General features: G+C 68.7%; 30 protein-coding genes. 21 read left to right on the plus strand and 9 right to left on the minus strand.

Going from position 1 to position 23,918, the window contains the following annotated elements; translation table 11 throughout:
* Positions 1 to 51 precede the first annotated feature (51 nt).
* Genes AB0M48_RS35315 through AB0M48_RS35355 form a run of 9 tightly spaced genes read left to right on the plus strand, consistent with a single transcriptional unit; the run spans position 52 to position 3,838 of the window.
* Positions 52 to 609, plus strand: a complete 558-nt coding sequence (locus tag AB0M48_RS35315) for a sigma-70 family RNA polymerase sigma factor (protein ID WP_363850184.1) — start codon at positions 52 to 54, stop codon at positions 607 to 609.
* Positions 600 to 1,142, plus strand: coding sequence for an Asp23/Gls24 family envelope stress response protein (locus AB0M48_RS35320; RefSeq protein ID WP_363850187.1), 543 nt, complete (start codon positions 600 to 602; stop codon positions 1,140 to 1,142). The genes AB0M48_RS35315 and AB0M48_RS35320 overlap by 10 nt, the downstream gene beginning before the upstream one ends.
* A 4-nt stretch (positions 1,143 to 1,146) precedes the next feature.
* On the plus strand, positions 1,147 to 1,494 hold the full coding sequence (locus AB0M48_RS35325) for an Asp23/Gls24 family envelope stress response protein (RefSeq protein WP_363850190.1): 348 nt from the start codon (positions 1,147 to 1,149) through the stop codon (positions 1,492 to 1,494).
* Between the two features lie 2 nt (positions 1,495 to 1,496).
* A complete protein-coding gene (locus AB0M48_RS35330; RefSeq protein ID WP_363850193.1) occupies positions 1,497 to 1,781 on the plus strand; it encodes a hypothetical protein in 285 nt (94 codons plus the stop codon).
* Positions 1,782 to 1,838: 57 nt separating this feature from the next.
* A complete protein-coding gene (locus AB0M48_RS35335) occupies positions 1,839 to 2,279 on the plus strand; it encodes an Asp23/Gls24 family envelope stress response protein (RefSeq protein WP_363850196.1) in 441 nt (146 codons plus the stop codon).
* Positions 2,280 to 2,290: 11 nt separating this feature from the next.
* On the plus strand, positions 2,291 to 2,467 hold the full coding sequence (locus AB0M48_RS35340) for a hypothetical protein (RefSeq protein ID WP_093600157.1): 177 nt from the start codon (positions 2,291 to 2,293) through the stop codon (positions 2,465 to 2,467).
* A gap of 2 nt (positions 2,468 to 2,469) precedes the next feature.
* Positions 2,470 to 2,787, plus strand: a complete 318-nt coding sequence (locus tag AB0M48_RS35345; protein WP_363850200.1) for an Asp23/Gls24 family envelope stress response protein — start codon at positions 2,470 to 2,472, stop codon at positions 2,785 to 2,787.
* Positions 2,784 to 3,302 carry a DUF6286 domain-containing protein gene (locus AB0M48_RS35350; RefSeq protein ID WP_363850203.1) on the plus strand — a complete coding sequence of 173 codons (519 nt, stop codon included), beginning with the start codon at positions 2,784 to 2,786 and terminating at the stop codon, positions 3,300 to 3,302. The genes AB0M48_RS35345 and AB0M48_RS35350 overlap by 4 nt, the downstream gene beginning before the upstream one ends.
* Entirely contained in the window at positions 3,299 to 3,838 is a 540-nt protein-coding gene (locus tag AB0M48_RS35355; protein WP_363850206.1) for an alkaline shock response membrane anchor protein AmaP, read from the plus strand. Before AB0M48_RS35350 ends, AB0M48_RS35355 begins: the two co-directional genes overlap by 4 nt.
* Before the next feature lie 125 nt (positions 3,839 to 3,963).
* Here the strand turns inward: AB0M48_RS35355 and lipA are convergent, their stop codons facing one another.
* The 3 genes from lipA to AB0M48_RS35370 form a co-directional block, all read right to left on the minus strand.
* A complete protein-coding gene (gene lipA, locus AB0M48_RS35360) occupies positions 3,964 to 4,965 on the minus strand; it encodes a lipoyl synthase (RefSeq protein WP_363850208.1) in 1,002 nt (333 codons plus the stop codon).
* Positions 4,966 to 5,184: 219 nt separating this feature from the next.
* On the minus strand, positions 5,185 to 6,075 hold the full coding sequence (locus tag AB0M48_RS35365) for an oxidoreductase (protein WP_363850211.1): 891 nt from the start codon (positions 6,073 to 6,075) through the stop codon (positions 5,185 to 5,187).
* Positions 6,072 to 6,380 (minus strand): hypothetical protein, encoded by a 309-nt coding sequence (locus AB0M48_RS35370; protein WP_363850214.1) that lies wholly within the window; start codon positions 6,378 to 6,380, stop codon positions 6,072 to 6,074. The genes AB0M48_RS35365 and AB0M48_RS35370 overlap by 4 nt, the downstream gene beginning before the upstream one ends.
* Positions 6,381 to 6,469: 89 nt before the next feature.
* Between AB0M48_RS35370 and AB0M48_RS35375 the strand changes: the two genes are divergently transcribed.
* From AB0M48_RS35375 to AB0M48_RS35385, 3 genes are all read left to right on the plus strand, one after another.
* The gene (locus AB0M48_RS35375; RefSeq protein ID WP_319984181.1) at positions 6,470 to 7,060 is read left to right on the plus strand and encodes a TetR/AcrR family transcriptional regulator; all 591 of its coding nucleotides are present in this window, start codon (positions 6,470 to 6,472) and stop codon (positions 7,058 to 7,060) included.
* Positions 7,061 to 7,127: 67 nt separating this feature from the next.
* Positions 7,128 to 7,811, plus strand: a complete 684-nt coding sequence (locus tag AB0M48_RS35380; protein WP_363850218.1) for an SDR family oxidoreductase — start codon at positions 7,128 to 7,130, stop codon at positions 7,809 to 7,811.
* 273 nt (positions 7,812 to 8,084) lie between these two features.
* Positions 8,085 to 8,690 (plus strand): response regulator transcription factor, encoded by a 606-nt coding sequence (locus AB0M48_RS35385; protein ID WP_030474540.1) that lies wholly within the window; start codon positions 8,085 to 8,087, stop codon positions 8,688 to 8,690.
* Positions 8,691 to 8,906: 216 nt separating this feature from the next.
* On the opposite strand, the gene AB0M48_RS35390 is transcribed toward AB0M48_RS35385, so the two are convergent.
* Positions 8,907 to 10,040 (minus strand): histidine kinase, encoded by a 1,134-nt coding sequence (locus AB0M48_RS35390; RefSeq protein ID WP_363850222.1) that lies wholly within the window; start codon positions 10,038 to 10,040, stop codon positions 8,907 to 8,909.
* Between the two features lie 386 nt (positions 10,041 to 10,426).
* Here AB0M48_RS35390 and AB0M48_RS35395 point away from each other — a divergent pair, with 386 nt between their 5' ends.
* The 3 genes from AB0M48_RS35395 to ilvN are packed head-to-tail and all read left to right on the plus strand — an operon-like array spanning position 10,427 to position 13,234.
* Entirely contained in the window at positions 10,427 to 11,242 is an 816-nt protein-coding gene (locus AB0M48_RS35395; protein ID WP_030474542.1) for an AfsR/SARP family transcriptional regulator, read from the plus strand.
* Positions 11,243 to 11,261: 19 nt separating this feature from the next.
* Positions 11,262 to 12,968, plus strand: coding sequence for an acetolactate synthase large subunit (locus AB0M48_RS35400; RefSeq protein WP_363850226.1), 1,707 nt, complete (start codon positions 11,262 to 11,264; stop codon positions 12,966 to 12,968).
* A complete protein-coding gene (gene ilvN, locus AB0M48_RS35405) occupies positions 12,968 to 13,234 on the plus strand; it encodes an acetolactate synthase small subunit (protein WP_363850228.1) in 267 nt (88 codons plus the stop codon). The genes AB0M48_RS35400 and ilvN overlap by 1 nt, the downstream gene beginning before the upstream one ends.
* Before the next feature lie 78 nt (positions 13,235 to 13,312).
* On the opposite strand, the gene AB0M48_RS35410 is transcribed toward ilvN, so the two are convergent.
* Complete coding sequence (locus AB0M48_RS35410) at positions 13,313 to 13,795, minus strand: SRPBCC domain-containing protein (protein WP_051768599.1); 483 nt, start codon at positions 13,793 to 13,795, stop codon at positions 13,313 to 13,315.
* 160 nt (positions 13,796 to 13,955) lie between these two features.
* On the opposite strand from AB0M48_RS35410, the gene AB0M48_RS35415 reads away from it, so the two are divergent.
* From AB0M48_RS35415 to AB0M48_RS35425, 3 genes are all read left to right on the plus strand, one after another.
* Positions 13,956 to 14,381 (plus strand): nuclear transport factor 2 family protein, encoded by a 426-nt coding sequence (locus AB0M48_RS35415; protein ID WP_036013177.1) that lies wholly within the window; start codon positions 13,956 to 13,958, stop codon positions 14,379 to 14,381.
* A 21-nt stretch (positions 14,382 to 14,402) separates the two neighbouring features.
* Positions 14,403 to 15,482: a hydrolase gene (locus tag AB0M48_RS35420; RefSeq protein ID WP_363850233.1), complete on the plus strand. Its 1,080-nt coding sequence runs from the start codon at positions 14,403 to 14,405 to the stop codon at positions 15,480 to 15,482.
* A gap of 245 nt (positions 15,483 to 15,727) precedes the next feature.
* Entirely contained in the window at positions 15,728 to 17,476 is a 1,749-nt protein-coding gene (locus tag AB0M48_RS35425; RefSeq protein ID WP_363850236.1) for a DHA2 family efflux MFS transporter permease subunit, read from the plus strand.
* A 117-nt stretch (positions 17,477 to 17,593) separates the two neighbouring features.
* On the opposite strand, the gene AB0M48_RS35430 is transcribed toward AB0M48_RS35425, so the two are convergent.
* Positions 17,594 to 18,067 (minus strand): hypothetical protein, encoded by a 474-nt coding sequence (locus AB0M48_RS35430; protein ID WP_363850239.1) that lies wholly within the window; start codon positions 18,065 to 18,067, stop codon positions 17,594 to 17,596.
* A gap of 142 nt (positions 18,068 to 18,209) precedes the next feature.
* Here AB0M48_RS35430 and AB0M48_RS35435 point away from each other — a divergent pair, with 142 nt between their 5' ends.
* Positions 18,210 to 19,688, plus strand: coding sequence for an amino acid adenylation domain-containing protein (locus tag AB0M48_RS35435; RefSeq protein WP_363850242.1), 1,479 nt, complete (start codon positions 18,210 to 18,212; stop codon positions 19,686 to 19,688).
* Between the two features lie 51 nt (positions 19,689 to 19,739).
* On the opposite strand, the gene AB0M48_RS35440 is transcribed toward AB0M48_RS35435, so the two are convergent.
* Together AB0M48_RS35440 and AB0M48_RS35445 are read right to left on the minus strand one after the other, a co-directional pair.
* The gene (locus AB0M48_RS35440) at positions 19,740 to 20,780 is read right to left on the minus strand and encodes a ketoacyl-ACP synthase III family protein (protein WP_363850245.1); all 1,041 of its coding nucleotides are present in this window, start codon (positions 20,778 to 20,780) and stop codon (positions 19,740 to 19,742) included.
* Between the two features lie 9 nt (positions 20,781 to 20,789).
* Entirely contained in the window at positions 20,790 to 21,014 is a 225-nt protein-coding gene (locus AB0M48_RS35445) for an acyl carrier protein (RefSeq protein WP_090070905.1), read from the minus strand.
* A 232-nt stretch (positions 21,015 to 21,246) separates the two neighbouring features.
* Between AB0M48_RS35445 and AB0M48_RS35450 the strand changes: the two genes are divergently transcribed.
* Positions 21,247 to 21,639: a hypothetical protein gene (locus AB0M48_RS35450; RefSeq protein WP_363850249.1), complete on the plus strand. Its 393-nt coding sequence runs from the start codon at positions 21,247 to 21,249 to the stop codon at positions 21,637 to 21,639.
* A 63-nt stretch (positions 21,640 to 21,702) separates the two neighbouring features.
* Here the strand turns inward: AB0M48_RS35450 and AB0M48_RS35455 are convergent, their stop codons facing one another.
* On the minus strand, positions 21,703 to 22,539 hold the full coding sequence (locus AB0M48_RS35455) for an NAD(P)H-binding protein (protein WP_363850252.1): 837 nt from the start codon (positions 22,537 to 22,539) through the stop codon (positions 21,703 to 21,705).
* Positions 22,540 to 22,681: 142 nt separating this feature from the next.
* On the opposite strand from AB0M48_RS35455, the gene AB0M48_RS35460 reads away from it, so the two are divergent.
* Complete coding sequence (locus AB0M48_RS35460; RefSeq protein ID WP_363850255.1) at positions 22,682 to 23,890, plus strand: cytochrome P450; 1,209 nt, start codon at positions 22,682 to 22,684, stop codon at positions 23,888 to 23,890.
* The last annotated feature ends 28 nt before the right edge of the window (positions 23,891 to 23,918 follow it).

The raw sequence follows: 23,918 nt of genomic DNA on the forward strand, positions 1-23,918 counted from the left end.
CGATCGAACGTGTCCATCGGGCGACGAAGCAAATTGGGCGGGGGTGTGCGCATGGGCGTGGCTGAGGCAGCCGCACTCGACGATGCCACGCTGGTGGCGAGGTCTCGTGACGGCGACATGCGTGCCTACGAGCAGCTTGTCCGTCGTTATCAGAGGCCGATGTACCGGCTGGCGTTGCGCATCGTGGGCAGCAGCGGTGACGCCGAGGACGCGGTGCAGGACGTGTTCCTGACCGCGTGGAGGCGGCTCGGGCAGCTCAACGACGACGGGGCGTTCCTCGGCTGGCTCTACCGCACCACCACCAACCAGTGCCTGAACGTGCTGCGCAAGCGCAAGCCGCACGCCGACACGGATCTCGACGAGCAGGAGTCGGCGGCACCGCGCACCCGGCCCGAACGCGCGGTGGAGGTGAACGCGCAACTCGACGCGCTGCAGGCCGCACTGCGCGATCTCACGCCGGAACAGCGGGCGTGCTGGGTGCTGCGCGAGGTCCACGGCCGGTCCTACGACGAGATCGCCGAGGCGATCGGCACGACCCAGCAGTCGGTGCGCGGCAGGCTCGCGCGGGCACGTGCACAACTCGCGGAGGTGATGGCGCCGTGGCGGTGACGTCCGACTACGTCCTGCCATGCGGTCGGGACGTCGAAGAAGTCTGGGAGGCGATCGACCTCTCTGACGAGCACACGCGCTCGTGCCCGCACTGCGCGGCCGTGAAAGAGAGCCTTCTGGTGTTGCGCGCGGCCACCGACGAGATGGTCCGTGAAGAGGTCGAGCCACCGTTCGACCTGGTCAGCCGGGTGATGTCCGCGGTGCGCGCCGATGTGCGGAGGTCCGACGTCGTGCCGTTGCCCGGCGACGGCCTGGCACGGATCAGCACGCGCGCCGTCGCGGCGGTGCTGCGGTACGCGGCGGACGGCGTGGACGGCGTGCGAGCGCGCGCGTGCCGTGTCACGGAAGCGCCGGAGTCGACCGTGTCGGACCCGGTGATCGAGGTCGACCTCAGCATCGCGATCACCGCGGAACTCGTCACGCACGAGGTGTACGACGAGGTGCGGCGCCGGGTGCTGGCGGCGGCCTCCGCGCGGATCGGTGTGCGGCTCGCCCGCCTGGACCTCGTCGTGGCCGACGTTCTCGAAGGATGAGCGAGTGATCGAAACAGTCGTGTCCGCTCCGGCGGTGGCGGCGGTCGCGGTGCACGCGGCCGAGAAGGTCGCGGGCGTGCGGGTGCAGCCCGGCGTGGCGGGCCTGGTGGGTTCGGTGGTGCGCGCGGCGCGGCAGCAGATCAAGGGGTTGCAGCCGGCGCCGGTGGAGGGCGTGCGGGTGCGGTGGTCCGGTGCCGTCGCGCTGCTGGAGGTGGACGTGGTGATCTCGGGCCAGGACCAGGCCGCGGCCGTGGCTCGTGCCGTGCAACGGTCGGTGTGCGCGCTCGTGCCGGAACTGACCGGTGTCGCGGTGGAGTCCGTGGTGGTCACGGTGGTGGACGTCGCATGGTGATCGTGACGGAGTTGTTGAAGGCGCTGGAGAAGGTCGACGGACTGCGGCCGTCGGTGCCCGAGCCCGCGCGTTCCTGGATCGCCTGGGACGTCGACACGTTGGCCGTCGACGTCGAGGACGGCCTGGTGTGCGTCCGGGTCGTCGCCACGCGGCTTCCCTTGGCGCTCGCGGAGGCGGGCGCTGCGCTGCGGTCCGTTCTCCTTGGCACGCAATGGGAAAGCGCCGTCGTGCGCATCGTTGTGACCGATGTGGACAAACGTGCCCTCGATCACCTGAACGGGTCGTGACGTTTCGTCCGCAGTCGATGTCTCTCTGTTGTGAACGCTTCGAAGGAAGGAATTGCGATGAGCACGCAGACTGCGGAGAAGAACGGTGTCACGGGCGGGAAGCTGGTGACCGACAAGGGATCCACCACGATCGCGGACGTCGTGGTCCAGAAGGTCGCGGGCCTCGCGGCGCGGGAGATCCGTGGCGTGCACGCGCTGGGTGGCGGCGCGACGCGTGCGCTGAGCGCGTTGCGCGACCGCATCCCCGGCGCCACCGCGAGCGCGGGCCAGGGCGTGTCGGTCGAGGTCGGCGAGAAGCAGGCCGCCGTCGATCTGGAGCTCGTGGTCGAGTACGGCGTGCCGATCGCAGACCTCGCGAAGTCGGTGCGCACCAACGTGATCACCGCGATCGAGCAGATCACCGGCCTCGAGGTCGTCGAGGTCAACATCAACGTCAACGACGTGCACATCCCGAGCGACTCCGAGGGCGAAGAGCCCGAAACCGCCCGCGTGCAGTGAGGGGAACCGCCATGAGCACCACCGCACTGGGCCTGCTGACCGGGCTCGCGCTCGGCCTGGCCGCCGCGTTCGGGGGCTTCAGCGCGTTCCTGCTCGTGCTCGTCTTCGGCGCGCTCGGCCTGGTCGCGGGCCGGGTCGCCGAGGGCAAGCTCGACCTCGCGCAGTTGCTGGGCAGGGATCGGGACTGACCATGACGACGACGCTCACCGCACAGCCAGGATTGACCACCGTCGCCGACCGCGCGGTGGGCCGCATCGCCGGACGTGCCGCCATGGAGGTCCCGGACGTGCTCGACTGCGCCGTCACCGCACGGGTGACCGGGGGAGTGACGACGCTCGACGCCCGCGTCGACCTGCGCTACCCGGCGCCGGTCGCGTCGACCGCCGCTCGTGTGCGTGCTCACCTGGTCGAACGGGTGGCCGCCCTGACCGGTCTGCGAGTCTCCGTGGTGGACGTGTCGATCGGCGTGCTGCGCGCGGACACGGCCCCGGTGAGGAGGGTCCAGTGACCCGCCGCTCGCGCCGGGCCCTGCCCGCCACGCTCACGGCGTTCGTCCTGCTGGCCGCGTCGGTGCTCGTCGCGGTGTGCGCGATCCAGCTCGCGCTGGGCGAACGACCGTTGCTGCCCTACGACTCGCTCGCCGGCTCGTTGCACGACACGACGTGGTCGGCGCGGCAGGTGGCCGTGGCGGGCGGGGTCGTCGCGGCCATCGGACTGCTGCTGCTCCTCGTCGCGGTGGTGCCCGGAAAAGCGCGGACCGCGGTACTGGACGAGCACACCGCCGTGTCGGTGCGCGGCCTGCGCAACGCGCTGCGGTCCGCCGCCCAGGTGGACGGCGTCGAGTCCGCTGCGGTGAAGGTGCGCCGCAGCCGGGTCCGCGCGGTCGTGCGCACCCGGCGCTCCGTGGCGGACGGCCTCGGTGACGCGGTCCGCACCGCGCTGGAAAGCCGCGTCGGAGAGTTCGCCCTCGCCCGGCCGCCGCAGGTCGTGGTGCGGGTCAAGGCCCCCAGGAGCACGTCATGAACCGGTTCTCGCTGGGCCTGCTGGGCCTCGTCCTGCTGGTCGCGGGTGGTTCCGCGATCGCCGCCCACCTGGGTCGCGTGCCCCGACTGGACCGCAACGCCGCGGTGCTGCCCGGCACGGCGTTGCCCCCGACGTGGGTGCTGTGGGTGGTCGCGGCCGCGGCGGTCGTCGTCGCGCTCCTGTGCCTGCGCTGGCTCGCCGCCCAGATCCCGCGCCGCAAGGTCGCGGACTGGCGCTGGGCCGACGAGACCGGCACCACCCGCATCACCACGACGACGGCCGCCGCGCCGTTCGCCGAAGAGATCACTTCCTACCCCGGTGTGCGCAAGGTCGAGGCCGCGCTGACCGGTCCGCACGCCGCTCCACGCCTGGCCCTCGTCGTCCGCGCCCACGGCGACGCCGATCTGCGGGGGATCCGCCGCCGCATCGACGACGAGGGCCTGCCTCGTCTCCGCCAGGCGCTCGGCACACCCGACCTCCAGGCCATCGTGGAGTTCCGGATGTCGGCTTCCAGGGCCGACGCCCGAGCGCACTGATATATCGGTTGTGCAAAGAACGTTTGCGGACGCCCGCAAACGTTTTTTGCATCCGGATGCAAAACAGCTGGTCACCCGGAGTGGGTGACCAGCTGATATATCGGTTGCTCCGCCGTTCACGCCGCCTAGCGCGGGGCGAGCAGGCTCGTGATCTCCTGGGACGCCGAGACCGTCAGCAGGTGCTGGAGGCTCTCCGGCAGGTCCTCGCCGCGCTTCTGCTTCGCCTGCGCGTAGAGGCGGCCGGCGCGGTAGGAGGAGCGGACGAGCGGGCCCGCCATCACACCGAGGAATCCGATCTCCTCGGCCGTCTCCTTGTGCTGGACGAACTCCTCCGGCTTCACCCAGCGCTCGACCGGGTGGTGCCGCGGCGACGGGCGCAGGTACTGGGTGATGGTGATGATGTCGCAGCCCGCGTCGTGGAGGTCGGCGAGCGCCTCCGTGACCTCCTCGGGGGTCTCGCCCATGCCGAGGATCAGGTTCGACTTGGTGACCAGGCCGAACTCGCGGGCCTTGGTGATGACCTCGAGGGACCGCTCGTAGCGGAACGCCGGGCGGATGCGCTTGAAGATCCGCGGGACGGTCTCCAGGTTGTGCGCGAGCACCTCGGGACGGGACTCGAAGACCTCGGCCAGCTGCTCCGGGACCGCGTTGAAGTCCGGGATCAGCAGCTCGACGCCCGTGCCGGGGTTCATCTCGTGGATCTGGCGCACGGTCTCGGCGTAGAGCCACGCGCCGCCGTCCTCCAGGTCGTCACGGGCGACGCCGGTGACCGTGGAGTAGCGCAGGCCCATCGCCTGGACCGACTCGGCGACGCGGCGGGGTTCGTCGCGGTCGAGGTCGGCGGGCTTGCCCGTGTCGATCTGGCAGAAGTCGCAGCGCCTGGTGCACTGCTCGCCGCCGATCAGGAACGTGGCCTCGCGGTCTTCCCAGCACTCGTAGATGTTGGGACAGCCGGCCTCTTCGCAGACCGTGTGCAGGCCTTCGCGTTTGACCAGGCTCTTGAGCTCCCGGTACTCGGGGCCCATCTTCGCCCTGGTCTTGATCCACGAGGGCTTCTTCTCGATCGGCGTTTCGCTGTTGCGGACCTCGAGCCGCAGCAGCTTCCGACCCTCAGGTACCACAGTCACATCATCACCCTACGCTGCGCGCTCAAGTGTCCGGGGTCACGCACTCCCAGGTCAGGCCGAGTGCCGAAACCGGGCTCCCAGTGGAGCGCTCGTTGTTCACGATCTGTTGTTGACGCAGGTCCGTCGAACATGAACAACCCCGCCGGGCGCAGGATGTTCCCGGCCCGGAGGTGACGACCGGGCCCGTCGGCGCCTTCCAGGCCGAGGGCGCCGACACCCCTACGGAAGATCTGGAGCGATTCCGGTCAGCTTGATCGTGAGCTCCCAGAGGCGGTTCGCGGCGAGGTCGTCGCGGGCCGCGGCGGTCATCGGCGCGACGGCGGGGTGGCCGCGCAGGCCCTTGAAGCCGCCCGGGCCGTAGTACTCGCCGCCGCGTGCCTCGGGTGCCGTCGCCGCGTAGAGCTGCGGCAGCGCGCCCATCTCCACCGACTGCGAGATCAGGGTGCCGATCCTGCCGCCGATCTTCATGATCGCGGACTTGTGCGCGTCGGCCATGTTGTTCGTGAGTTCGGTGGCGGTCATGCCGGGGTGCGCCGCGATGGACGTCACGTCCGGCGAGCGGCGTTCCAGCTCTCGCGCGAACAGGAGGTTGGCGAGCTTCGACTGCCCGTAGGAGCCCTGGAGGCTGTACGGGCGCCGATCCCAGTTGGGGTCCTCGAAGTCGATGCGGCCGGCCCGGTGCATCAGCGACGAGACGGTGACCACGCGGGCGCCGGGGCGCTGCCTCAGTGCGGGCAGCAGCAACCACGTCAGAGCGGCATGGCCCAGGTGGTTCGTGCCGAACTGGCGCTCGAAGCCGTCGACGGTCCGGCCGTTCGGGACGGCCATGATGCCGGCGTTGTTGACGAGGACGTCGAGTGCTTCGACCTGCTCCGCGGCGGCGCGCACGGAGGAGAGGTCGGCGAGGTCGAGTTCGAGCACCTCGGCCGAGCCCTCGACCGTGCGTCGCGCGGCCTCGCCGCGCTGGACCGAGCGACAGCCCATGATCACGTGGGCCCCCTTGGCCGCGAGCACCTGGGCGGTGCGCAGGCCCAGACCGGAGTTCGCACCGGTCACCAGGACTGTGCGGCCGGTCTGGTCGGGGATGTCTGCTTCGGTCCAACGACTCATGGAGTCATTCCTACCGTCCGGTAACTGCCGAGCGATAGGTGTGCGTCCAGTACTGCTCGCAACACCGGCTCCTCGGCGGCGAGTTCCGCGGCGACGCGGTCCTCGTCCACCTGGCCGTCGAGCCTGGCGCTCTCCATGCGTGCGGTCAGCTTGTTCTGCCAGCGGTGGTCGAGCGCCAGCAGCAGTTCGTGCAGTGAGCCGAAGACGTCCGGATCCACGATCAGCGGTGCGGACGGGTCGCGGCGAGCGTCGCTCAGCACGGCGTCGAGCGCGTCACGGCGGCGGTAGTGGTCTGCCCAGCCCATGTCTCGTACCCCCGGTCTCTCGCATACTGTCGGTATGACACGACCATACCACCGGTACGTACCGGTGGTATGTGAGATACGTTTCGTGTGTGCGAACACGACGCGCCGAGTACTCGGAGTCGACCAGGCAGGCGCTCGTAGACAGCGCGGTGCACCTGTTCACCAAGCGCGGCTACGCCGGCACCTCGCTCGACGAGGTCGTCAAGCGAGCCCGCGTGACAAAAGGCGCGCTCTACCACCACTTCAGCGGCAAGCAGGCGTTGTTCGAGGCGGCCTTCACCCAGGTCGAGACCCAGTCGATCTCCTCGCTGACCGCGCTGATCACGGCGGACGGCGACCCGTGGGAGACCGCCGTGGGAGGCCTGCGCGCGTACGTCCGCAAGTGCCTGGAGCCGGAGTACCAGCGGATCATCGTCCACGAGGCGCCGGTGGTGATGGGCTGGGAACGCTGGCGTGAGGCAGAAGAGCAGTTCAGCTTCGGTCTGCTCCGCACGGCCGTGCAGTTGCTGGTGGACGCCGGCGAGATCGAGGAGGCGCCGGTCGAGATCATGGCTCGGCTGCTGTTCGGGGCGCTGTCCGCGGGTGCCAGCACCATCGCGAGTTCGTCCGATCCGAAGCGCACCGGCCGCGAGGTCGAAGGGGCGATCCTGCGTGTTCTGGAAGGTTTGCGCAAGAAGTAGTCGAGTTCGGCCCTAGCGGCCGGGCGCAACGTCGATCACCACGCGGACAACAGAGGTGGTCGGCATCATGATCGAACCTGTCAACACGCGCCTGGGCCTCGACGGCAAGATCGCAGTTGTCACGTCGGGAACGCACGGGCTCGGTCTCGCCATCGCGAGCAAGCTCTGCGACAACGGCGCCCACGTCATCCTCACGACCTCCGACGAGGACAACGTCGACCTGGAGCGCGCGAAGACCGTGCTCGCGGGCAAGCCCGGCTCGGTGACGGTCACCAAGCTCGACATCCACGACGAGCACTCGGTCCGGCTGCTGCTCGACCGGGTCAAGGAGGAACGCGGCCAGCTGGACGTGTTCGTCCACCACGCCGTGTCGCCGGACCTCACGCCGTTGCTCAACATCGTGGAGCCGCTCGCCAAGGCGCTCGTCGACGGTGGCCGCGTGGTCATCGCCGGCTACACGGTGACGCCGGTCCACGGCGTGATCCGGACGCTGGCCCTGGAAATGGCTTGGTACAAGGTCGCCGTGAACGCCGTCGTCACCACCGTCGTCGACAACGGCCCCATGAACATCGACCCGGACCTGGTGGACCGGCTCGCGATCAAGAGCCCGTCGGGCCGCGTCACGCTGCCCCAGGACATCGCGAACGCCGTTTCGTTGCTCTGCACCGACGAAGCCGCGTGGATCCAGGGTCAGGTGATCACCGTCGACGGTGGACTCGAACTGCTGGAGCGGTGGGGCGAGACGCGCTGAGTCGCCGTCATCGCACGTGCTCCGGGCTCGCTCCAGGGCCGAATCGCTTGTACCGCTTTGTGCTCGGGCACCGCTCGAGCCGTCCCGGTTCGCGATTCGGCCCTGAGCGATCTGTGAGCGAACGGTGACCCCAAGTCATCCGCCGATTACCCTTATTAATTGCTCCTAGCGCATTTGGAGTAACGCTCGGCGCACCCGGACTCAATGCTTGTCCTGCATGGTCACCGAGTGTAAGACTCAAAATGGTGACCTGGGGGCAAGCAAGGGGGTCGGATGATCAGAGTGCTACTAGCCGAGGACGTGCAAATGGTCCGCGGTGCTTTGGTCGCCTTGTTGAATCTCGAACCGGATATTGAGGTCGTCGCGTCCGTCGCGACGGGTGACGAAATCATCTCCGCAGTGGAGAAGAACAAACCGGACGTGGCGGTGCTCGACATCGACCTGCCCGGTATGGACGGCCTTTCCGCTGCCACCGTCATCCACGACACCGCGCCGGAGACGCGCACTCTCATTCTCACCAGCCTCGGCCGGCCGGGAACTCTGCGCCGCGCGCTCAACGCACGCGTCAACGGGTTCATCCTCAAGGATGCTCCGGTTGGAGAACTCGCTGACGCCATTCGCGGTGTCTCAATTGGTCGGCGCGTGATCGACTCGCAGCTCGCGCTTTCCGCGTGGGACACCGATGAGTGCCCGCTGACGCCCCGCGAACTGGAAGTGCTGAGGCTCGCCTCGGACGGCGCGGACGCCATGGAAATCGCCACGACGCTGTTCCTGTCGGTCGGCACGGTCCGCAACTACCTGACGGCGGCGACGGCCAAGCTCGACGCCCGCAACCGGGTCGACGCGGTCCGCATCGCCCGCAAGTCCGGCTGGTTCTGACCTCCCTCGCGCTGCCCGTCCTGATCTTCACCTAGGCCCTTGCAACGACTCTTTTGCCGACGAAGTCCAAAGAGTCATTGCAAGGGGCCAGGTCAGGGCGTTGCGTGAAGATCGTCTTCGGGGTGAACGGCCGTGGCGAGGGTGCGCTGGAAGGTTCGAGAGAAGGCGAACTAAAAGCAATACATTGGCTGGCCGGCGGCCGCGAGAGCTCTGGAGCTAGGGCTTCGGGACGGCGGCCGGGATGGCGGCGTGCACGTGGAACGAGCCGTCGCCGATGTGGCGGGCCGTGAACGTGCCGCCGGCCGCCTTGACGCGTTCGGCCTGGTTGCGGACGCCGTTGCAGTCGGCTGAGACCGGTCGGTCGGCGGCACCGTCGTTGATGACGTCGAGCAGGATCGTGGTGCCGCGCTGGTGCACGCCGATGGTGCAGGTGCTGGCGTCGCTGTGGCGCAGGACGTTCGTGACGGCCTCGCACAGGACGGCGGCCAGGACGGTCTCGACCGGCTCCGGGAGCGGGTCGTGCGCCAGTTCGACGCGGACGTCGATGTTCGACGCCGCCAGCATCGCCTTGGCCGAGTCCGAGGTGTCCGCCAGGGACAGCGGGCGGTAGGCGCGGGCGATGGAGCGCACGTCGGCCAGGGCGTGGTGGGTGATGTCCAAGATGTCGGTGATGTGCTCCTGCATGAACTCCCAGCCGTGGTCCGGGCGGTCGGCGACGATCCGGTGGGCCAGCTCGCTCTTGAGCTTGATGGCGCTGAGGCTGTAGCCGAGCAGGTCGTGCAGGTCGCGGGCCACGCGGACGCGCTCGGCGGTCACGGCGGCGGTCGTGGTGACCGCGGTGTCCGGGGTGGTGGCGGTTTCCAGGGCGGCCGGCTGGGGTTCGAGGGCGGCGGGCCAGTCGCGGTGGGTCGCGAAGCTCGTGGCCAGGCCCGCGAGGAGCAGGGCGGTGGCCGCGGTGGCCATCATCGCCTCGTCGTGGACGGTTTGCGCGAGGCCTGTGGCGACCACGGTCAGCACGAAGACCGACCAGCCGAAAACCGGGCGCAGGACCAGCAGGGCGTTGCCGGCGACCAGGCCCGCGACGCCCGCCCAGGAATGGCCGAAGAGGACGTAGGGCAGGACCAGCAGTGCCGCTTGGGCCGCCAGTGCGAGGTGCCGGCGCAGTGCGCTCGGATGCCGGAAATACGACACTTGCAGCAGGACAAGTACCGCTAAATCAATGACCGACACCGCCAATTCGGTGACTTCGCCGGTGAGAAGCAGCGCGCGGGTCAGGTCGGTCAGGCAGACCGCGGCGAAGACCGCGACGATGATCGCGCGGTATCTCGGTATCGCAGGCGAAGCATTCACGTGCCCCCCAAGAGCAACTGCTCCAGAGCAAAGTCTGAGAGTCAACGCCGGTCAAAGATCTCGCACGGCGCGCGCCCAAGGCCGAATACTAGACATGCGAAGGCAGTTCGGGACGACAACTGAATCGGTTCAGAATGTGAACTCGCATTGACTCGCCGCTCAATGTCACGCCAATGGACGAGTATTTATGAGTAACAGTCACGGCTTGTGGTCACGCGATTACCGGCCGGGACGGTTTGGGTTCGTCCGAGTATATGAATATCTCACGCCGCGCGCAGTAGTTCGCCATCCGAGAGTCATGGCCGCATACGTGGCGTTCGATAGCCCCGCTCAGGTGAACTTGGTGGCACGACCAAGTCGACCGCCGCTGAGCAGGGGAGGCTCCAATGGAGATCAAGGTTCTTGGACCGCTGGAGGCACGGGAGAACGGCGTTTCGATCGCGCCGAGCGCGGTGAAGCCCAGGCAGGTGCTCTCGCTGCTCGGACTGCAGGCAGGACACGTCGTCACGGTTCCGACGTTGATCGAAGAGCTTTGGGGAATGACACCGCCACGCAGCGCACTCACGACTTTGCAGACGTACGTGCTGCAGGTCCGCCGGCGCATCGAGGCGGCCATGCCGGGCGAGGGTCCCGGTGTGGCGAAGAACGTTCTGGTGACCCGGTACGGCGGCTACATGCTGGACGTTCCGCCGGAGAGCGTCGACGTGCGCAGCTACGAGCGGCTCGCGAGTGCCGGTCAGCGCGCGTTCGAGATCGGCGACCTGGAGTCCGCCAGCAGGTTGCTGCGCAGCGCCGCCGAGGTGTGGCGTGGACCGGTGCTCGTGGACGTGCAGATCGGCGTCCGGCTCGGCATGGAGGTCACCCGGTTGCAGGAAAGCCGCCTCGGCGTGCTGGAGACCCGCATCGAGGCCGACCTGCAGCTGGGCAAGCACCAGTCGCTGCTGTCCGAACTGTCGGTGCTCACCGCGCAGCACCCGATGCACGAGAACCTCTGTGCGCAGTACATGCTCGCGCTCTACCGGGCGGGACGGCAGTGGAAGTCGCTGGAGGCCTACCAGTCGCTGCGCGACACGCTGATCGAGGAGCTGGGGCTTGAGCCGTCCGAAAGGCTGCGTCAGTTGCAGCGGGCGATCCTGAGCTCCGAGCCGTCGCTCGACAAGCCGTTGTCGCCACGCCAGCTGGAGCGCCAGCTCGCGGGCTGAGATCCGTTCGGGAGCAACCGTGGATACCACCGGTGCAGGTGCGTTGATCAAGGCGCTCGAGGACGTCGGCTGCGAAGTGATCTTCGGGATGCCGGGCGGGGCGATCCTGCCCGCGTACGACCCGCTGTACGACTCGAAGATCCGGCACGTGCTGGTGCGCCACGAACAGGGTGCCGGGCACGCCGCCCAGGGGTACGCGCAGGCGACCGGACGAGTGGGCGTCTGCATGGCGACATCGGGGCCGGGGGCGACGAACCTGGTGACGCCGCTCGCGGACGCCTACATGGACTCGGTGCCGATCGTGGCGATCACCGGCCAGGTCGCCAGGTCGATGATCGGGACGGACGCCTTCCAGGAGGCGGACATCCGCAGCATCACGCTGCCGATCACCAAGCACAGCTTCCAGGTGCACGACCCGGCCGACATTCCGCGGGTGATCGCCGAGGCGTTCACACTCGCGTCCTCGGGGCGGCCGGGCCCGGTGCTGGTGGACCTGCCCAAAGACGTGCTGGCCACCGCCACAACCTACACGCCGCCGAAGCTCACGACGCCGTCGCGTCCTGTGCTCTCGCCGGTGCAGATCCGCAACGCCGCCCAGCTCATCGGTTCGTCCAAGCGGCCGGTGTTCTACGTCGGTGGCGGCGTGATCCGCAGCGGCGCGGCACAGGAGCTCCGGAAACTCGCGGAGAAGACCGGGATCCCGGTCGTCACCACGCTCATGGCCCGCGGCGCGTTCCCCGACTCGCACCCGCTGCACCTGGGGATGCCCGGCATGCACGGCACGGTGCCCGCCGTCGCCGCGCTGCAACGGGCCGACCTGCTGATCGCGCTCGGGACCCGGTTCGACGACCGGGTCACCGGTCTGCTGCCGGAGTTCGCCCCGCACGCCGCGGTGATCCACGCCGACATCGACCCCGCCGAGATCTCCAAGAACCGCAAGGCGGACGTCGGCATCGTCGGCGACTGCCGCGACGTCATGGCCGCGCTCTCAGCGGTGATGACGCGGAAAACCGATCTCACGGACTGGTGGAACTACCTCGGCGGCCTGCTCACCACCTACCCGCTCGGCTACGACTGGCCGGCGGACGGCATGCTCGCACCGCAGTACGTGATCGAACGCATCAGCAAGCTCGCCGGTCCCGAGGCCATCTACACCGCCGGTGTCGGGCAGCACCAGATGTGGGCGGCGCAGTACGTGAAGTACGAACGCCCCGGCTCGTTCATCAACTCCGGCGGCGCGGGCACGATGGGCTTCGCGGTGCCGGCGGCGATGGGCGCGCAGGCGGGCGCACCGGACCGCACGGTGTGGGCCATCGACGGCGACGGCTGCTTCCAGATGACCAACCAGGAACTCGCGACCTGCGCCGCCGAGGGCATCCCGATCAAGGTCGCGATCATCAACAACGGCAACCTCGGCATGGTGCGCCAGTGGCAGACCCTGTTCTACGAGGGCCGCTACTCCAACACCCGGCTCGGCACCCACCAGCGCCACCCCGACTTCGTGAAGCTGGCCGACGCGCTCGGCTGCGTCGGGCTGCGGTGCGAGAGCCAGTCCGAAGTGGACGACACCGTTCTGCAGGCGATGGCGGTCCACGACCGGCCCGTCGTCGTCGACTTCGTGGTGGGGCAGGACGCCCAGGTCTGGCCGATGGTCGCCGCGGGCACGGGCAACGACGAGATCATGGCCGCACGGGGCATCCGGCCCCTGTTCGACGAGGTGGAGTGATGACCAGACATTCGCTTTCCCTGCTGCTGCGCAACGAGCCCGGCGCGCTGTCGCGAATCGTGGTGCTGTTCTCCAGCCGGGGTGTCGACGTCGAGTCGCTGAGCCTCGCGCCGGCCGAACGGGGTGACCTCTCCCGCCTCGACGTCGTCGTCGACCTGCAACCGGGTCGCACCGTCGTCCAGCTGATCAAGCAGCTCGGCCGTGTCGTGGACGTCAAGAACGTCGTCGAACGCACGCAGGACGAGGCGCTCGAACTCGGAGCTTAGGAACCAGACGAAGAATCGGCCGCCCCGGAGGCTTGGGGCGGCCGATTCTCGTTGTGCCTGAGGAACTTCCGGGGTTGCTCAGGCAGCCTTCGGGATGTGCTTCTCGATGACGCGCGCGTACGTCTCCAGCGTCTCGCCGGGCGAGGGACCGTCCAGCGCCTTGTGGATGCCCTCGGCGATGTCGCCGTGGCGGTGCAGGTCGGCGTGGGTCAGCGTGACCTTCGTCGTCGTCGGGCCGACGACCTCGAAGTCCACCTTGATGAACGAGGCCTTCTCGTCGTCGAAGATCGGCTGCCAGTAGGGGCCGACCCGCCACGTCATCACGAGGCGCTTCGGCGGGTCCCACTCGGTGATGGTGCCCCAGGCGATCTCCTCGCCGTCCGCACCGCGCTCGAAGTAGCGCCCGCCGACGAACGGTTCGATCGTGATGGCCTGCCGGTCCTTGACGAACACGTGCGACTCCGGCCACCACTCGATCGGCTTCGACGCGAAGATCGCGAACGCCTGCTCGATCGTCGCCTCGACCGTCACCGACTTGGCGACATCGGGAGTTGAGGCCATGTGGCCCTCCTCGCGAATAAAAGGGTTGATGTCGCCCCAGACCGTGCCCGGTTCGTCTCAAAGCCACCTGGAACCGGGGTCGAACCAGGACGGCTCGACCGGATGTCCAGCGGCCGCACCCATATTCCCGGTAGCGAAACCGGCAGACCGAGGAGTCGTCGTGTCCCCAGTCAATGTTGCGGTCCACATCGAGGTCCAGACGTTCTACGCGCAGCAGATGCGGCTGCTCGACGCGCTGGACGTGGAGGGCTACGCCCAGACGTTCACCGAGGACGGGGTCACCGACCACGCCCACCGGAGCGAGAAGGTCGAGGGCCGGGCGGCCCTGATCGCCGGCGCCAGCGCGGCGCTGCCCCGTTACAAGGGCGTCGCCGTGCGGCACTGGAACGACCACTACCTGATCGAAGAGGTCGACGAGAACACCCTGAACGTCAGCTACGCGTCGCTCGTCACCCGCACGACCGCCGAGGGGGTGGTCAGCTTCGAGCCGACCTTCTCCATCGAGGACGTGCTCGTGCGCATCGACGGGAAGCTCTACACCAAGTCCCGCACGATTCACCGCGACCTGCCTGTTCAGGCTGCGTGAAGTTCATCAGGAGGTGACGAGGTGACTGCTCAGAACACCGGGCTGGCAGCAGCCGCGGAGAAGGTGAAGCTGATCGCCGCGGACCACGCGGCCGATGCCGACGCCACCCGCCGGCTGGCTCCCGAGGTCGTGGAGGCACTGCGCGAAGCCGGGTTCGCGCGGCACTTCGTCGCAGCCGCACGCGGTGGTTCGGAAGGGACGTTCGCGGAACTGACCGAGGCCGTCCTCACCGTGGGCCAGGGCTGTTCGGCCACGGCGTGGTGCGCGTCGCTGTCGGCGTTGTCGTCGCGGTTCGCGGGGTTGTTGCCGCAGCAGGGCCACGACGAGATCTGGGCGGACGGCCCGGACACGTTCGTCGTGACCGGCCAGCCGCCCATGGGCAAGGGCACCGTCGTGGACGGAGGGCACCGGCTCAGCGGCCGGTGGGCCTACGTCAGCGGCGTGGACTTCGCCGACTGGGCGTTGCTGTGCGGGATGATCGGCGACGAAGGCCGCTTCTTCGCGCTGCCGCGCAAGGACTTCACCGTCCTCGAAACGTGGGACAGCGTCGGGATGAAGGCCACCAGCAGCCATTCCGTCGTGGTGGACGACGTCTTCGTGCCGTCCCACCTCTCGTTCGACCGGGCGGATCTCATCACCGGCACCAGCTGGTCCCCGGTGCCGAGCCACAACGTCCCGTTCCAGGCGGTCGGCGGCCTCACGTTCGCCGCTCCGGCCGTGGGAGCGGCGATGGGGGCACTTGACGCGTGCGCCGCGGTGCTGTCGGGGAAGAAGCAGTCCGTGACGTCCGCGGTCGACCTGGTTCGCGCGTCGGGCCAGGTCGAGTCGGCGAAGCTGCTCGTGGAGCAGAACGCCAAGGTGCTCGACGACCGCGAGTTCACCCCGGCCGCGATGGCGCGCAACGAGCGCAACGTCGCCTACGCGGCCGAGGTCCTGGTCGACGCGGTCGGCGGCCTGGTGCGGGCCGCCGGCACCAGCGGACTCGCGGAAGGCGGTGCGCTGCAACGGTTCTGGCGTGACGTGGTGAGCTGCTCCAGCCACGTCGCGCTGCGGTACGAAACCGCGTCCGTGCGCACCTATCCGGCGTCGCTGTACGGCTGACCCGGATCCGATCGGCCCTGGTGCCCACCTCCCCGGCACCAGGGTCTTCGGCATGCGCCCGAAACGCTCCGTCGCGACCTGACCGGGACTCAAGCGGAGGGGACCACCCTGAAGGTCATCGACCGGCAGTCGTTTTCAGGCAGGAGGTGGGACCTCGTTCAACTCGACCGGCACTTCGCCACCACGAGTAGTCCTGAGCCATCGCCTGTCGTGCGCAGCGAAATCAAGTCCTCTGAGGAGAAATCGTGACCTCCACCAACACCAACCACGACCTGGAGTCGCCGTCGGCGACTGCCGGCGCGCAGGCGGCTCCGGTCGTTGACGCGCCGGCGGCCGATCCGCGTCGCTGGATCGCGTTCATCATCATGACCGTCGCGACGTTCATGGACATGCTGGACGGCAGCATCGTCAACGTCGCACTGCCCGCGATCCAGCACGGCATGGGCGCGAGCTTCGTGCAGCTGCAGTGGATCACCGCCGGTTACGTGTTCGCGTTCGCGCTCACGCTGATCACCGGCGGCCGTCTCGGCGACATCTACGGGCGTCGCAAGATGTTCCAGCTCGGCGTGCTCGGCTTCGTGGTCACGTCGTTCCTGTGCGGCATCGCCACCAACCCGGAGATGCTCGTCGTCTCCCGCCTCGCGCAGGGTCTCGCGGCCGGTCTGATGGTCCCGCAGGTCATGTCGATCATCCACGTCACCTTCCCCGACAAGGAGAAGGGCGCGGTCTTCGCCATCCAGGGCACCATCGGTGGTCTCGCGGCCACGATCGCACCGCTCGTCGGTGGCGTGCTCGTCGCCGCGAACGTCTTCGACTGGGGCTGGCGGACGATCTTCCTGGTCAACGTCCCGATCGGCATCATCGGCTACGTCCTCGGCTGGAAGTACATCAACGAGTCGAAGGCGCCGAGCCGCATCAGGCTCGACCTGATCGGTGTCGTCATCGCGACGCTGAGCCTCACGGCCCTGCTGTTCCCGCTGACCTTCGGCCGTGAGATGGACTGGCCGGCGTGGGGCTTCGTGCTGATGGCCGCCTCCGTCGTCGGTTTCATCGGCTTCGTCGCCTACGAGCGTGCCAAGCAGCGCAAGGACGGCATGCCGCTCGTGCCGCTGAGCCTGTTCAAGTCCCGCAGCTTCTCCGCGGCCCTCGCGCTGATGCTGGGCATGTTCAGCTTCACCGGCATGTTCATGCTGGCGCTCTACCTGTTCCTGCAGGAGGGTCTGGGCTTCTCGCCGCTGCGGACCGGTGTCACGCTGCTGGCGTTCTGCATCGGTGCGTTCATCACCGCGTCGGCCTCGGTCATCGCGCTGGTGCCGAAGTTCGGCCGCGCCGTCCTGCAGGTCGGTGCCGTCGTGATCGCCATCGGTGTCGCGGTGATGCTGCTGACGGTCAGCCCCGACAGCACCAGCTGGGGCCTGGTGCCCGGGCTGCTGCTGATCGGCCTCGGCTTCGGCATGACGGCCACGCCGATCGCGCTGTTCGCGCTGCAGGAGGTGCCGCACGAGGACGCGGGTGCGGCATCCGGCCTGATCAACACCAAGCAGCAGCTCGGTTTCGCGGTCGGCATCTCGCTCGTGACCCTGGCGTTCTTCGCTCCGCTGGCATCCAACGGCGCGACCAACGCGGAGTCGCTGGCCCCGCAGGTCCGCCAGGAACTGGTGGCCGCCGGTGTCGCCGACGCCAAGGCCACCGAGCTCGCGGGTGCCTTCCAGTCCTGTGCCGCCACCACGTTCGCCGGCAAGCCCGAGGCTGCGGCGTGCGCGACGGTCCAGAACGACGCGCAGGCCAAGGCGATCGCCGACAAGTACACGCACCAGGCCGCGGGCCAGTCCTTCACGGACGCGTTCCGCACCACGCTGTACGTCGGCTTCGGCTTCGCCGCCCTGGCACTGCTGCTCGCCTCCTTCCTGCCTCGCTGGCTGAAGCAGGAGGAGTGGGGCGCGCCGGCCGAGGAGGCCTCTGAGGAGGGTTCCGAGGAGACCGCGAAGGCGTAGTTCCTCCCAGCTGGAAACCCCGAGGCCCCAGGCGATCCGCCTGGGGCCTCGGTGCGTGTTCCCGGTACGTCAGAAGGCCCCTCGCGGACTGCGAGGGGCCTTCTGGGGGTAGCGGGCTCAGATGCGGAACGCGGCGCCCTCGATGTCGACGGGGCCCTGCCACGGGGTGCCGTCGTTCATGTCGATGTAGGTGTGCGCCTTGGTGCTGAACTTCTTCTTGTTGGTGCTGATCTTGCCGAGGTGGCTCGCGTTGATCGAGCCGACCGGGTTGCCGTTCGCGTCGCGGTGGGCGTGGTGCGTGATCCAGAAGCTGAACTGGCCGTCCTTGGCCATGGTCCAGATTCCCCGGCCCTCCAGCTGGTCGGGGTAATCCGGCTTGGTCACGCAGTGCAGCTGGTAGTCGGCGGTGAAGTCGCAGAACAGTGGTGTGAGCAGCGGGGGTTCCTCGATGTGGATGGTGACGGTGAGGTCCCAGCGGCCGACGAGTGCCGTGTCGTAGTCGGGCTTCGCGGTGGCACCAGCGGCGGCGACGACGGGGGCGGCCAGCACGCAGGCGGCCACGGCGGCGATTGCCTTCTTGCGGACGTTCATGGGGGATGCGCCTCCGGTGAGGTGGGCAGCGGACGCGCTGAGTGTTGTTCGGGCAGCTCAAGCACCCCTGTAGCGCCAGTTGTGACCCGAGCTGGCTTCGAGGCGGGTTGCGGAGGATGGGCGAAATGAGAGGAGCTGGCGCATGTCTGCAACGGTGACCGACGCGTTCCGCTGCCGGGCGGCCAGAACGCCTGAAGCGGTGGCGCTGTCCGCGGAACAGGGGTCCCTGAGCTACGCCGAGCTGGACAGGTGGTCGGACGCCCTGGCCGGCGAGCTCGTCGAGTCCGGGGTGCGGCCCGGTGACCGGGTGGCGGTGTGCCTGGAACGGTCCCCGCAGCTCGTCGTGGCTCTGCTGGGAGTGCTCAAGGCCGGCGCGGCGTACGTGCCGATCGACCCGGAGGACCCCGAGTCACGGGTCTCGATGATGCTGGCGGACGCCGACGTGTCGCTGGTGATCGGCCAGTTCTTCGCCGGCTTCACGACGATCAGGGTGCCACCCTCCGCCGGCCGGTCCACTGTGGAGCTTCCGGCGGTCGCGCCGGAGGACCTCGCCTACCTCATGTACACCTCGGGGTCCACGGGCAGGCCGAAGTCGGTGATGGTCGAGCACCGCAACATCACGAACCTCGTCACCGGCGCGAACTACGTCGACATCACGCCGGAGGACCGGATCCTGCAGCTCGCGCCGGTCGCGTTCGACGCCGCCACGTTCGAGATCTGGGGCGCGCTGCTCAACGGCGCCCGCGTCGTGCTCGCCCCGCCCGGCGTGGTGCAGGCGGAGGAGCTCGGCGACCTGTTGCGCTCCCACGAGGTCAGCGTCCTGTGGCTGACCGCGGCGCTGTTCCACCGGCAGATCGACGTCGACGTGGCCGCGTTCAAGGGCCTGCACACCGTGATGACCGGCGGGGACGTCGTGTCCGTCGCGCACGTGCGGCAGCTGCGCGAAGCCGTGCCGGAGCTGCAGATCGTCAACGGCTACGGGCCCACTGAGACCACGACGTTCGCCACCTGCCACCGCATCGGCGCGGAGGAGGACCTGGGCGGCGCCGTGCCGATCGGCATGCCACTGCAGAACGTCGAGGTCGTGGTCGTCGACGCGGAGGGCAAGCCCGCACCGGCGGGCACGGCGGGTGAGTTGTGGATCGGCGGCGCGCAGGTGGCGCGCGGCTACTGGAAGCGGCCGGACCTCACGGACGAGAAGTTCGTGCGCGGCAGCTGGAACGGCGAGCGTTACTACCGCACCGGCGACCAGGCGCGAAAGCGCGCCGACGGCGTCGTGGAGTTCCTGGGCCGGATCGACGACCAGTTCAAGCTCCGCGGGTTCCGGATCGAACCGGGCGAGGTCGAGAACGCGCTGACCGAGCACCCGCAGGTCCGCACGGCCGCGGTCAGCCTCCGCGCGCACCCCAGCGGTGACCGCAGGCTGATCGCGTGGGTCGTGAAGTCCGGCGAGGAGCTGGACAAGCGAGCGCTGAAGGCCCACATGCGCGCGGCCATGCCCGAACACATGGTGCCGGCCGGGTTCGTCGTCGTGGACGAACTGCCGATCACGAACAACGGCAAGACCGATCGCAAGGCGCTGCCGGAACCGGACTGGAACTCGAAGTCGCTCTACATCTGACCCCATGCGAAAGGGGCGGGCTCGCGAGGAGCCCGCCCCTTTCGCGTTTCGCTAGACCCAGGAGGGAACTTCGAGGATCTCGATCACGGCCGCGGTCCACACGTACCCCGCGCCGGAGGACTGCAGGACGATCAGGTCGCCGGGCTGCGGGTCGCGTTCGGCCAGCACGTGGTCCAGCCCGAGGGCGATGTCCGCGGTGCCGACCATGCTGTACTGCTTGGCCCAGTCGTAGGTGGTGGAGCTGCGGTCGACGCCCAGGAGTCCGCAGATGCCGTGCGTGACGATGGTCTCCGCGAGCTGCTGGTGCAGGAAGAAGCGCGCGTCGGCGAGTTCGATCTCCGCCTCGTACAGCGCCATCTTGAGCGAGTGCCGCACTCCGCCGCCGATGCGCGCGATCATGTCGTCGAGGTCGACGTCGGCGTTCTGGAGGAAGTCCTCGACGCCGCTGTTGAGCTGCAGGGTCTTGCCGTCCGCGAACGGTCCCGTGGTCCACTCCTGGTAGCCGCGCGACATCTGCTCGAGCGTCGAGTCGGCGTGCGAGTGGATCGAGCGGATGCGGGCGAAGCCGGAACGGTTCGACAGGACGAACGCCCCCGCGCCGTCGCCGTTGACGTTCTGCTCCTCCGAGGCCCACCGGTCGAAGTAGGGCAGGTGGAACGCATCGCCCGCGGTCACCAGCGCCGCCGGCAGGTCCCGGTGCGAGGAGAGGTAGGAGGCAGCCAGGTCCACCGCGGCCATGAAGCCGTTGCAGCCCTGCTTCACCTCGAAGGCGGGGCCGGTGCCGCCGACCGTGTTGGCCTGCACGTAGCTCGCCGGCGTCCACAGGTCCAGTCCTTGGTGGGACAGGGAGGCGTGCACGGTCAGGCCGAAGTCGAGCGGGCTCAGGCCGGAGCGCTCCACCGCTTCCAGACCGGCCTTCGCGGCCATGACGGGACCGGTCTCACCGGGGGCGGCGACCCGCAGCTCCCGATAGCCGTTCATGGCCTTCTTCTCTTCTGTGTACCGGCCGGCCGCGATGGCGTCGTCCACCGTCTCGACCTGCTCGGGCAGATATGTGCCCACACCGGCGATGTACAGGTCATTCCATCGCATCTCGAACTCCTAGGCTGCCTGGTCCAGCTGCTTGGCGACGGCGCGCGCCGTCGGGTCCTCGTAGAAGCTGCGCAACGGGACGCGGACGCCGTACCGCTCGTGGACCTGCTTGACCAGCTTCGACGCAAGCAGCGAATGGCCTCCCAGATCGAAGAAGTGGTCGTCAGGCTCGATCCCCGGTACCCCGAGCACCTCCCCGAACAGATCGCAGAGCTCTGTCTCGCGTTCGGCCACGGCGTCCTCCCTGTCAGCTCATGAGTAACGAAAATTTTGCGTTACCCGAGTCGAGATGAGCTTTAGCCGCAACGGAAACCCGCGCTTTCGAGCCGTTCTGGAGTTTGAGCCGAGGGCGATCGTCCACGGTAGCGCGCGTCCGTCGCACGCAACCGGATCGGGAGCCACACAGATGCAGACGTTCACTCCGAAACGTTCGACCTTCCTCGCACGAACAGGAGCCATCACAGCCGTGGTCCTGCTTGCTTTGTCGGGCACGGCGACCGCGGCGCACGCGACCTGCACACCGGTCGGCAACTGGACCGGCCACGTGACCCGGACGGACGGTGACCACCCGACCAAGCTTCAGTTCAAGGCCAACGGCAAGGTGTTCGTCACCAACGAGCAGAACACGACCACGCAGGGCACCTGGTGGCCGACCGGCGTCAACACGTTCCACTACAAGTTCCGCGGGGAGAAGGTCTACGACGAGAACGGCGCCTACTTCGCCTACGTCGACTTCGACCAGGACGCCGTCCAAAGTGGACCGGACAACTTCACCAGCTCCGGCCCGTCCACGTTCTTCCTCGCGGACGGCACGAACCTGGGCACCTCGAACATCACGTTCACGATGGCTCGCGGGTAGCTCGCGCGCGGACGGAGTCGGGACGGGTCCGCCGCCCTCGTCCCGACTCCGCGACTGTGCACGTCACGCCAGGTACGAGGCGTGCTCTTCCACCCACTGGCGGAACGTGCGGGCCGGCTTGCCGGTGATCCGCTCGGCCGTGGCGCTGGTGTCCGCGACGACACCGACCGCGGCCTCCCACTGGTTGAGCAGCGAGGTCAGCACGGGCGGCGGCACGAAGTTGCTCATCTGCGCCTCGCCCTCCTCGCGCGTCAGCCCGTTGATCACGAGCTTGCGCCCGAGCACCTCGCCGACGATCTCCAGCTCCTGGCGGAACGTCAGCGACTCGGGACCGGTGAGGTCGACGATCTCGTCCTGCAGCTTCTTCTCCGTCAACGCGACCACGGCCACGTCGGCGATGTCGTCCTCGTGCACAGGGGCCACCTGCGCTTCGGGGAAGACCTGGTCGATCGTGTCGCCCTGCTGCAGCGAGTAGCTCCAGCCGAACGCGTTGCTCATGAAAGCGCCGGGCCGCAGGATCGTGTAGTTCAGCCCGGAGCCGGCCACCGCCTCCTCGACGAGCAGGTGGTGGTGTGCCAGCGGGTCCTGGTCGGCACCCGGCAGGCCCACGGTGTTCGACGACAGCAGCACGATCTGCTCGACGCCGGCCTTCTCGGCCTCGTCCAGGAACTTCACGATGCCGTCCGGCTCCGCGTAGAGCAGCACCTTGGAGACACCGGCGAGGGCCGCGACGAACGTCTCCGGGTCGTTGAGGTCGAGCGCGACGGTCTCCACACCTTCTGGGACGTCGAGTTCCGCGGGATTTCGGCCGGACGCGCGGAGGCTGTGACCCGCCGCGTAAAGCCGCTGAAGCACGCGGCGGCCGACGTTGCCGCGCGCCCCCGTGACGAGGATGGTCATGTGGATCTCCCGTACTGGGTGGTTCGCCTGGATGGCCGATCACGCTCAGCGTTCACCCGGTCACTCGAACGGCACTAGATCGGGCTTCAGGCCAAGGCTCCTAACCTGCGGAAACAATCCCCAGAGTCGCGAGGAGCGCACGGTGGTTTCCTTTCCCGTTCCCGGATCCAGCTACCGCGGTCCGGCGCCGGAGTTCGCCGGGTTCCGCGCGTCGAGTCCTGTCGTGCGCCTGCCCGCGAACGGCGGCGGTCACTGCTGGATCGCCACGACCCAGGACTCGGTCCGCGTCGTGCTCGACGACGTCCGGTTCTCCCGTGCGGCGTCTTACGAACCGACGGCGCCGACCTTCCCAGGACTGTTCCAGGCGCCGCCCGGAATGATCATCTCGCTCGACCCGCCCGCGCACACCCGGCTGCGCGACCTCGCCTCGCAGGCGTTCTCGGCCGACCGGATCGAGTCCATGCGACCGAGAATCCAGCAGCTCGTGACAGAGTTGCTCGACCGAGCGGACGAGGCAGCCCTGGAAGGGCCGGTCGACCTGCTCGGCGAGTTCACGTTCCCCCTGGCCATCATCGCGATCAGCGACCTGTTGGGTGTGCCCGCCGGCGACCGCGACACGTTCGCACGGCTGATCCGCGAGTTCGCCGCCGTCGACGCGCCGGAACTGGCGGCCGCGGCGGGCGAGCAGCTCGGCGAGTTCATGGCCGGGCTGGTGTTCGGGAAGATGGCCGCGCCCGGCGACGACGTGCTGTCGGCGCTGACCGAGGCGCGGATCGGTGACGACAGGCTGGAGGTCGGCGAACTCATCGGACTCGGATACACGTTGCTGGGCGCCGGCGGCGACTCCACGGCGTGTCACCTGGCCAGCTCGGTCTTGACGCTGCTGGGGCACCACCGCGACGTCTGGGTGCGGCTGGGGGAGCGGCCGGACGAGGTGCCGGCGGCGGTCGAGGAACTGCTGCGCTGGATCACGTTGTCCACCAACGACACGACCGGCCTGCCGCGGATCGCGACGGAGGACGTGACGCTGTTCGGGGTCACGATCCCCAAGGGCGACGCGGTGTTCGTGTCGACCAACTCGGCGAACCGGGACGAGACGCTGTTCACCGACCCCGACGCGCTCGACTTCGCGCGGACCGACAACGCGCACCTCGCGTTCGGGTACGGGATCCACCGGTGCCTCGGTGCTCCGCTCGCCCGCATCGAGCTGACCACGGCGTTCGAGGAACTGACCCGGCGCTTCCCGGCCGCGCGGCTCGCCGTCGCCGAGGAGGACTTGGAGTGGCAGAAGGCCGACATGAACCACCGGCTCGTCGCGCTGCCGGTCGACCTGCACGGCAAGGGTTTCTGAAACGCGAAAAGGCCCCCGGGACGACCGG

The sequence above is a fragment of the Lentzea sp. NPDC051208 genome (genome assembly GCF_040682435.1).
In the GTDB taxonomy this organism is placed as follows: domain Bacteria; phylum Actinomycetota; class Actinomycetes; order Mycobacteriales; family Pseudonocardiaceae; genus Lentzea; species Lentzea kristufekii.